Here is an 8,320-nt window from a genome sequence, read left to right as displayed (position 1 = left end):
CCTTGCAGTCCTCGATGGAGTACTTGACGTCCTCGAAGCGGTGGTCGCGGAACGACAGCGACATGGAGCCGCTGAAGTCCTCGATGGGGGAAATTTCCTCGAAGATCTCCTCGAGGCCGGAGCGATCCGGCACATCCCCTCTGCCCGCGGCCTTGGCCTCTGCAACACGGGCCTGCCAGCGCTCGTTACCGAGCAGCCAGTCGAAGCTTTCCGTTTGCAGCGCCAAGAGGTCGGGGACCTCGAGGGGTTCGCGGATCTTCGCGAACGACAGACGGCCAGAGGCCGTCCGTGCGGTGGACACAGTCTGAGTCGCGTTGCGCGAGGCAGCCAAGGAGGGGTCCTTCCACGGGCCTGTCTTTAAAACTGATGGTTCGAAACCGAAGTCGCGTCCACCACCGGCCTACGGCCTCGCCTGGAACCAGCCGCGACTTCGTGCCGCAGGGCACGACAAAGGGCGTGGGTCTCAGAGGGGGTCGACGACAGAGGGCAGCGCAAAGGAAGAGCATACACGTAGAAGGGCAGCCTCGTCCAACCGTGTCCAGTTCGGCATGCGCCGCACCGTCGACGGGGGTCTCGTCCGAGGCCTCAAGCCCCGGGTCTCTCGACGCAGACGAGGATGGCCCCCCGCGGGCTCTGCGTCAAGGCGGTCCCAGGCGTTTCGCGTGCCTGGTCTGACGCAGGATGGGCCTAGAAGGCCTCGACCTTGCTCACCAGCCAGCGGTCGCCCACCTTGGACATGGTGGCGATGACGCGGTTCTGGTCGACCGCGGGGGTCGTGTGGTCGGCGCCGACTCGGGCCTGGTTGACGAAGGCCAGCACCCGGACGGTGGACCCGGAGGAGCTCATGACGCCGATGTCGGAGACCTTGGCCTCGACCACCGTCTGGTTCTTGACGGCCAGCGGCTTGATCTCCTTGTCCATCGCCGAGGTGAACTCGGCCTTGAACGGCCCCGTGAGCAGGGTCTCGATCTGCGCTGCCTGGGCGTCGATCGTCTTGTAGTTGTAGCTCAGCATCTGCTCGATCGAGGCCCGCGCGGCGCTCGCCGCGACCCTGTCGGTATTGCTCTGCTGCTGCGGGTCCTGCCAGGTCACCCCGAGCAGGACGGCCAGCAGGGCGAGGCTGGCGACCAGCGCGGCGACGGGGGCGGCCCAGCGGCGCGAGCCCGAGGCAACCGGTGCCGTCTCGGGCGCCTTCGGAGCTGGCGGAGCGGCCACCGGTGGCGCCGGGGCAGGCAGGGGGACTGCGGGCGGCGCGGCGTGCGGGGAGGGCGGCGCAGCGGTGGCCTTGGGGCCGACGGCATCTCCGGCCGCTCGCGACCGGGCCCGCTCCCCTGCCACCGGCCGGCGGGGGCGGCTAGCCGACGAACTCAAGGTTCTCCACCTTCCAGGCCTGCCCGACCAGGCGCAGCTGCAGCCGCATCCGGTAGGTCTTGGTCTCGCCGTTCGGCACCGACGTGTTCTTGGTCGGCGCGACGACTCCCACCAGGGCCACCGCGGAGTCGCGGTCGCCCGATACGAGCGCCGCCTCGATGCGGTTGACGCTCGACTGGGTCTTGTTGGCCACCAGGACCTTCTTGAGGTCGTTCACCGAGGTCGAGTAGCTCGACAGGAACTGTCCGGTGGCCCCGGCCTTGACGCGCGCGATGTCGGCATCGACGTGGGTGTAGTCCACCGTCACGAAGTTGACCGCCAGCTGGCGGGCCGCGGCCAACGCGGCGGCGTTGGCCTCGGAGGTCTGGCGCGCGGCATACCAGGCCCGTCCCCGGGTGGCCCCGAGGGCGAGGGAGGCCACGAGCGCCAGGGCGACGAGCACCCACAGCAACCCAGGGGTGACGCGAAGCGCCGCCGCGGCCCGCTGACGGGGTCCTGCGTCGGAGGTCTGGGCAGCCACGGTCGTACCCGCCGTCCCTTCCCTTGCCTTCACCGCCCGCCCGGCGTGGGTGGTGATCGTGCTCATCGAGCAGCCTCCTTCATGATCCACAGCCACGAGGAGTCCGGGCCAGCCGCCCCCGACGGGGGAAGTGGCACCGATACCGGTGGCATCGTCATGCCCAACGAAGCCGCCATGCCAGGGGATACGGGCTGGTCACCGAAAGCCACGGGCATGGTGCTGTTGGGGCTGCCTGAAGGCCCAGGAGCGTTCTGGGCACCTCGCACACTAGACGCCGACCCCCGCGGGAGCGTGCACCGGGCCGAGGTGTTCGTCGTGCCCCTGCTCGTGTCCTGAGGGCTGCGCCGCACGGTCCCCTGGTAGCCCTGCGTGCACACGGGCGGGCTCTGCGCCATGGCCAGCCCGAAGTGCGCCGTCCCGTCGCCGGGCACGACCGTGTAGCCACCGGCCACGACATCGGGATAGGTGACCAGCAGCTGCTGGATCCCCGCCACGTGCGACGTGGTCACCTGCCCGACGGTGATGAGGTTGGCGATCAGCGCCGCCAGGTTGCCCTGGTTGTCGCGGATGAGCGTCTGGAGCTCCTGCGAGGCCAGGGCACCACGGTCGAGCACGAGCCGAAGGTCCGGGTCCGAGGTCTTGAGGGTGGCGGTCAGGTCGGCGAAGCTGCTCGCGAAGGTCTTGATCTGACCGGAGGTGTCGCGCTGGGTGTTGAGGACGATGCGCCCGTCGTCGAGCAGCTTGATGGTCTGGGGCAGCGCCTCCGTGGCCGACTTCGTGAGGGCGTCGCCACTGTCGAGCAGCCGTTGCAGGTCGGTCCCCCCGCCGGCGAAGGCGGTGCCGAGCTCGTCGACGACCGTGCGCAGGTCGTCGCGGTTGACGGAGTTCACGGTCTGGTCGAGGTTCAGCAGCAGGGTGTCCACGCGCAGGGGGTATGCCGTGTCCTGGCGCGGGATCGTGTCGCCGTCCTTGAGCATCGGGCCACCCGTCCGCTGCGGCTGGAAGTCGAGGTACTGCTCACCGACCGCCGAGCGGTTCTCCACGACGACGTGGGTGTCCTTGGGGATCTCGGTGCCACGCTGGAGCTTGGCCACGACGACGACACCGTCCTTGGAGAGCCGCAGTCCGTCGACCCGCCCGACGGTGACGCCCCGGTAGGTCACCTCGGACCCGACGAAGATGCCGCCCGACTGCGCGAAGTCCGCGCTGACGTGGATCTGGCCGCCGACCACCTGGTCGTAGAGCCCGACGTACTTCGCCGAGAGGACGGAGACGGTGAGCAGGGTGATGAGCAGGAAGGCGAAGAGCTGCACCTGCACCGAGCGCCGGATCATGCGTCACCTCCGTAGAGGGAGCGCCACGAGCTGTCCGAGCTGCCCGACCCCGACTGCGACGAGGACTGCGCCGGCGCGCCGAGCGGGCAGAGGATCACACAGCTGCTGGTCGAGGACGAGCTGGGGCTGGTCGATGACTTGCCCGGCAGCAGACCGCCCGGCAGGGACGGCTTCGGCAGGGGTGGCAGCGTGGTCGGAAGGGGGACGGGCAGGCTGGGGGTCCCGCCGGTGGGCACGACACCCGGGGGCGGGGTGGGCTGGCCGAGGCTGCCGACGAAGGCCTTGGGGTCGGTCAGGTCGAGCTGCAGGTTGGCCGTCATGTTGGTGTAGTCGCCCTTCATCGCTCCGAGGGTCCCGTCGGAGAAGGGGTAGGTGAGCAGGAGCTGCATCGACTTGGGCAGGTTGTCCCCCGCAGCCGTCAGCTCTCCCAGGATCGGCTTGAGCGCCGCAAGGTCGGCCGCGGTGTCCGTCTTGCTCTGCTGGATGACGGTCGTCCCCACCGCCCCCAGCCGGCTGAGCGCCGAGAGCATCCGGACCAGCTGCTGGCGCTGGTCGGCCAGCACCTTGAGCCCCTGGGGCATGGACTCGAGGGCCCGGGCCAGGTCGTCCTTCTGGGCGGCGAGCTTGGCGGCCAGCTTGTCGACGTTGTCGATCGCCCTGACGATGTCGGCCTTCTGGGCGTCGAGGCCCCCGACGAAGGTGTTGAGCTGCTTGATCACGTCGCGGATCTGCGGCTCGTTGCCGTGCATCGCATTGTTGAGCTCTGTCTCGATGACCTTGAGCTGGGCCACACCGCCGCCGTTGAGCAGCAGCGACATCGCCGACAGCACCTCCTCGACCTCCGGGTTGCGGCCCGTCCGGTCGAGCGGGATGTTGTCGCCGTCCTTCAGCGTGCCGACCGGCGCGGTGGCCGGCGGCGGCGAGAGCTCGATGTACTTCTCACCCAGCAGCGAGGTCTGCTTGATCTGGGCGATCGCGTTGTCGGGCAGCTTCACGCTGCGCGGCAGGCGCATGGTGACCCGGGCCGTCCATCCGTTGAGCTCGATCTTCTCGACCGAGCCGACCGTGACCTGGTCGACCTTGACGGACGACTGCGGGACGAGGTCGAGGACGTCGGCGAACTCCGCGGTCACCCGGATGATGTCGCCGCGCTGCGCGGCGCCACCGGGCAGCGGGAGGTCGAACGCCCCCTGGCAGCCGCTGACGCCAAGCAGGGCGGCGCCCGTGGCCAGGGCCACCAGGCTGCGGCGGGCTCGCGGCATACGGGCCGTCATCGCGCTCACTGGGACACCTTCAGCAATCCACCCAGGGTCGGGTCCGCGCCGCGCATCTGCACGGTCGTGGAACCGGACTGGGTCGTCGGGACCGCGCTGGGGACGGCCGAGAGCAGGTTGGTCGGCAGCTGCACGCCCGAGCCCTGGAGCCTGCCGAGCAGGTCGGTGACCGGCTTGAGAGCTCCGGTGACGGTCTTGCAGGCGCTGGCGGGCTGTCCGCTGGCGACGATGAGGTCGCACAGCAGGTTCTGGACCTTGAGGTTCTCGTTGATGTTGGCCCGGGTGTCCAGGGTGCCCGCGGCCGGGTTGTACGCGTTCTGAAGGTTGCTCAGGGCCACCGGCGCGTTGGTCAGCGCCTCGGACAGGGCGTCGCGCTGCGCGGCCACGGTGCCGGTGACGCTGGCGAGCTGGTTGAGGTTGGTGGTCAGGCCGGCACGGTTGTCGTGGACGAACGAGGAGACCTCGTTGAGGGCGATGGCCAGGTTCTTCAGGGCCGCGGCCAGGTCACCGCGCTCACCGTCGAGCTGGACCGAGACGTTGGCGAGGTCGCTGTTGAGGCGTCGGACCTGGCCGTCGTTGGTGGCCAGCATGGTGGTGAAGCTCTGGAGGTTCTTCACCGTGCCGAAGAGGTCGTTGCGTCCTCCGGAGAGGGTCTGCAGCGCCAGCGAGAGGCTGTGGGTGGTGTCATGGAGGTTCTGCCCCTGGCCGGCGAGGTTCTGGGCGCCGGTGTGCAGCAGGTCCTGGAACGCGCCGTTCTTGTTGGCGCCGGTGGGCCCCAGCGCGACGAGCAGCTGGTCCAGGCTCTGCGAGATCCGGTCGAGCTCGACCGGGACCGCGGTGCGGTCCAGCCCGATCTGGGCGCCGGACTGCATCACCGGGCCCGAGGTGTATGCCGGGAAGAGCTGGACGTAGCGGTCGCTCACCAGCGAGGGAGCCACCACCGCCGCCTTGGCGTCCGCCGGGACGCGGTACTTGGCGTCGTACTCGAAGGTCACCAGGACCTTGTCCCCCTCGGGGACCACGTCGTCGACCGTGCCGACCTTGACGCCGAGGATGCGGACGTCGGACCCCGGGTAGAGGCCGACGGCGCGGACGAACTCGCCGGTCACCTTGACCGAGTCGTGGCGCGGCCAGAAGGCGTAGAACCCGGCGACGAGGGCGACCACGGCCAGGGCGGCCACGAGCTTGGGCAGAAGCCCCAGCCGAGGCAGGCGAGGAAGCCTGGGAAGTCTAGCCATCGTCAGCCTCCCGCCGGTGTCGTCAGGTTCTCGATGTAGGTGTCGAACCAGCGGCCGTTGCCGAGCACGTTGGCGAACAGGCGTGTGAACGGCGCCATCGCCTTGATGGTGTTGCCGAGGTCCTGCTCGTGCTTCTGCAGGACGGCGAGCACCCGGGTGAGCTGGTCGAGGGCGGGCTTGAGCTGCGCCCGGTTGTCACGGACCAGGCCGGTGATCTGCTGGGCCATGGCCGAGGTGTTCGTGAAGAGCGTATGGATGGCGGCGCGGCGGGCGTTCAGCTCGACCATGAGCAGGTCTGCGTTATTGATGATCGACTCCACTGCCTTGTTGCGTTGGGCCACGGTGCCGGAGACGCTGTTGGCGGAGGCCAGCAGCTGCTTGAGCTGGGTGTCTCTGGAGGCGATGGTGCCTGACAGCCGGGTCAGGCCCGACAGGGCCGCCTTGACCTCGGGGGGGCTGTCCTTGAACGTGGTCGCGAGGGTGGTCAGTGACTTCGCGAGGAGGCCGGTGTCGATGTCACCGGCGGTCGTCGCAAGGTCGGAGAACGCGTTGACGATGTCGTAGGACGACACGGTGCGGTCCAGCGGGATCACCGAGTCGGTCTTGAGCTGGCCGGAGCCGGCCGGCTCGAGGGAGAGGTACTTCTGGCCCAGCAGGGTCTTCATCCTGATCGACGCGCCGGTCCGGTCGCCGAACGCCACAGGCTCGGTGATCTTGAAGTCGACGACCACGTGGTTGCCGGCGAGGTCGACGCTGTTCACCTTGCCGACCTTGACGCCGGCGATGCGGACGTCGTCGCCGGCCAGCAGGCCGCCGGCCTCACTGAAGTCGGCTCGGTACTCGTCGCCACCACCGATCAGCGGCAGGTTGGCGACGTTGAACGCCAGGACCAGCAGGAGGGCGATGAGGGTCAGACCCGCTGCCCCGATGGGGACCGGGTTGCGCTCGCGGAACGGGATGCTCACTTGCACCTCGCTGCCGTCGCGCCGCCCGGCTTGCCCAGCTGGATCGCCGGACCCACCGGGACCTTGATCGTGCCGGAGAAGTCGCACATGTAGAAGTTGAACCAGGAGCCGTACGAACCCGTCTTGGTGATCTGGTCGATCTTGGCGGGCGAGGTGGCCAGGAACTTCTCGAAGATGGCCGTGTTGGACGGCTTGTTCAGGTTGGTGGTCAAGGCTCTCAAGTTCTCGATGTCGCTCTTGATCGAAGGGCGGGTGAGCTGGAGCAGGTCGGCGGTCTGGGCCGTCAACGAGTTGATGTTGGTCAGCGAGGCTCCGATGGTCTGGCGGTCCGCCGCCAGCCCGGAGACGAACCGCTGCAGCTGGTCGATGAGCTGCTTGAGGGCGGAGTCGTGGGCGTCGACCGTGCCCAGGACCGTGTTGAGGTTGGTGATCGTGCGGCCGATCACGGCATCCCTGTCCGCGAGGGTGGAGGTGAGGGAGGCAGTCGTGGCCAGCAGCGAGTTGACGTTGCCACCCTCGCCCTGCAGCACGCTGATGATCTCGCCGGACAGCTCGTTGACATCCTTGGGGGACAACGCGGCGAACAGCGGCTTGAACCCGTTGAACAGGACCGTGAGGTCCAGGGCCGACTGGGTGTGGTCGAGGCCGATCGTCGCCCCGTCGCGTAGCGGTGTGGCACCGCCGACGTCCTGGGTCAGCGCGATGTACCGCTCGCCGACGAGGTTCCGGTACTTGATGGTGGCCTTGGTGCCCTGGGTGAGGACGCTGGTCTTGAGGACGTCCATACCCACCTTGGCGTGGATCCGGTCCGGCGCGACCTGGATCGAGGTCACCTCCCCGACGCGGACGCCGGCGATCCGGACCTCCTGCCCGGGTGCCAACCCCGTGACGTCGGTGAAGATTGCTTGGTAGTGGGCCTTGTCACCGAACTGGACGTTGGCGATGGTGGCCGCCAACGTGCCCGTGGCGAGGAGGGTCACGGCGACGAACACGAGGAACTTGACCAGGCTGGCTCGGGTGCTCACGGCTGGCTCACCACCGCTCCGCGCAGCATGGGCCCCGCCAGCAGCGTCGTGATGGCCGACGGACGCGCGGTGCCATCCGGGGACAGGAGGGCTGCCACGAGATTCTGCTCCTGCTGGGTGCCTGCGAGACCCGAGTCCGCCTCGGGGATCGAGAGCCCGGCCTGACCGGCGAACATGGTGGGCAGTGCGCTCCCTGCGCCCGAGGGCGAGCCCGACGTGCCGTCGTTGAAGTGGATGCCCGCGCGAGGGTGCTGCTGGTTGCCGTAGTGATCTGGCAGCCCGTAGCAGTTGGGTCCCCTCGAGTCGCCCCAGCGAGGCTCCTCACCCGGGTGGTAGCCGGGCCGCTGCGGGGAGGTCTCGATGGTCAGGTGGAACACGTCGCCCCTCCAGGCATCGTCGATGCGCGGCACCCAGTTGGTCAGCGCCGCCGCCAGGCACGGGTACTCGGGGGCGTACTTGGCGAACACCTCGGCGGTCGGCCGCTGCACCCGACCCACCTGGATGATCCGCTGCCCGTTGGCGTCCAGGAAGTCCGCCGTCGTGTTCGCGAACCCCGCCGTCCCGGCCAGGAACCCCGCCAGCTGATGCTGCTT

At 69.0% G+C, this 8,320-nt stretch carries 9 protein-coding genes; all 9 read right to left on the bottom strand.

Translation table 11 applies throughout. The annotated features are described in order from the left end of the window. The coding region (locus VGN50_RS00045; protein ID WP_327442575.1) for a hypothetical protein at positions 1 to 331 on the bottom strand (331 nt) is incomplete at its 3' end. 356 nt (positions 332 to 687) lie between these two features. Continuing rightward, positions 688 to 1,371, bottom strand: a complete 684-nt coding sequence (locus VGN50_RS00040) for a hypothetical protein (RefSeq protein WP_327442574.1) — start codon at positions 1,369 to 1,371, stop codon at positions 688 to 690. Continuing rightward, on the bottom strand, positions 1,355 to 1,957 hold the full coding sequence (locus tag VGN50_RS00035; protein ID WP_327442573.1) for a hypothetical protein: 603 nt from the start codon (positions 1,955 to 1,957) through the stop codon (positions 1,355 to 1,357). The genes VGN50_RS00040 and VGN50_RS00035 overlap by 17 nt, the downstream gene beginning before the upstream one ends. Continuing rightward, the gene (locus tag VGN50_RS00030; protein ID WP_327442572.1) at positions 1,954 to 3,225 is read right to left on the bottom strand and encodes an MlaD family protein; all 1,272 of its coding nucleotides are present in this window, start codon (positions 3,223 to 3,225) and stop codon (positions 1,954 to 1,956) included. The genes VGN50_RS00035 and VGN50_RS00030 overlap by 4 nt, the downstream gene beginning before the upstream one ends. Next, the gene (locus VGN50_RS00025) at positions 3,222 to 4,499 is read right to left on the bottom strand and encodes an MCE family protein (RefSeq protein WP_327442576.1); all 1,278 of its coding nucleotides are present in this window, start codon (positions 4,497 to 4,499) and stop codon (positions 3,222 to 3,224) included. Before VGN50_RS00025 ends, VGN50_RS00030 begins: the two co-directional genes overlap by 4 nt. A gap of 5 nt (positions 4,500 to 4,504) precedes the next feature. Continuing rightward, positions 4,505 to 5,737, bottom strand: a complete 1,233-nt coding sequence (locus VGN50_RS00020) for an MCE family protein (RefSeq protein ID WP_327442571.1) — start codon at positions 5,735 to 5,737, stop codon at positions 4,505 to 4,507. Between the two features lie 2 nt (positions 5,738 to 5,739). After that, on the bottom strand, positions 5,740 to 6,702 hold the full coding sequence (locus VGN50_RS00015) for an MCE family protein (RefSeq protein WP_327442570.1): 963 nt from the start codon (positions 6,700 to 6,702) through the stop codon (positions 5,740 to 5,742). Next, entirely contained in the window at positions 6,699 to 7,727 is a 1,029-nt protein-coding gene (locus tag VGN50_RS00010; protein ID WP_327442569.1) for an MlaD family protein, read from the bottom strand. The genes VGN50_RS00015 and VGN50_RS00010 overlap by 4 nt, the downstream gene beginning before the upstream one ends. Beyond that, on the bottom strand, positions 7,724 to 8,320 hold a 597-nt coding region (locus VGN50_RS00005; RefSeq protein ID WP_327442568.1), incomplete at its 5' end, for an MCE family protein. The genes VGN50_RS00005 and VGN50_RS00010, both read right to left, overlap by 4 nt.

Source organism: Pedococcus sp. (genome assembly GCF_036000045.1).
Taxonomy (GTDB): Bacteria; Actinomycetota; Actinomycetes; order Actinomycetales; family Dermatophilaceae; genus Pedococcus.
This window is presented reverse-complemented; position numbering and strand designations above follow the sequence as displayed.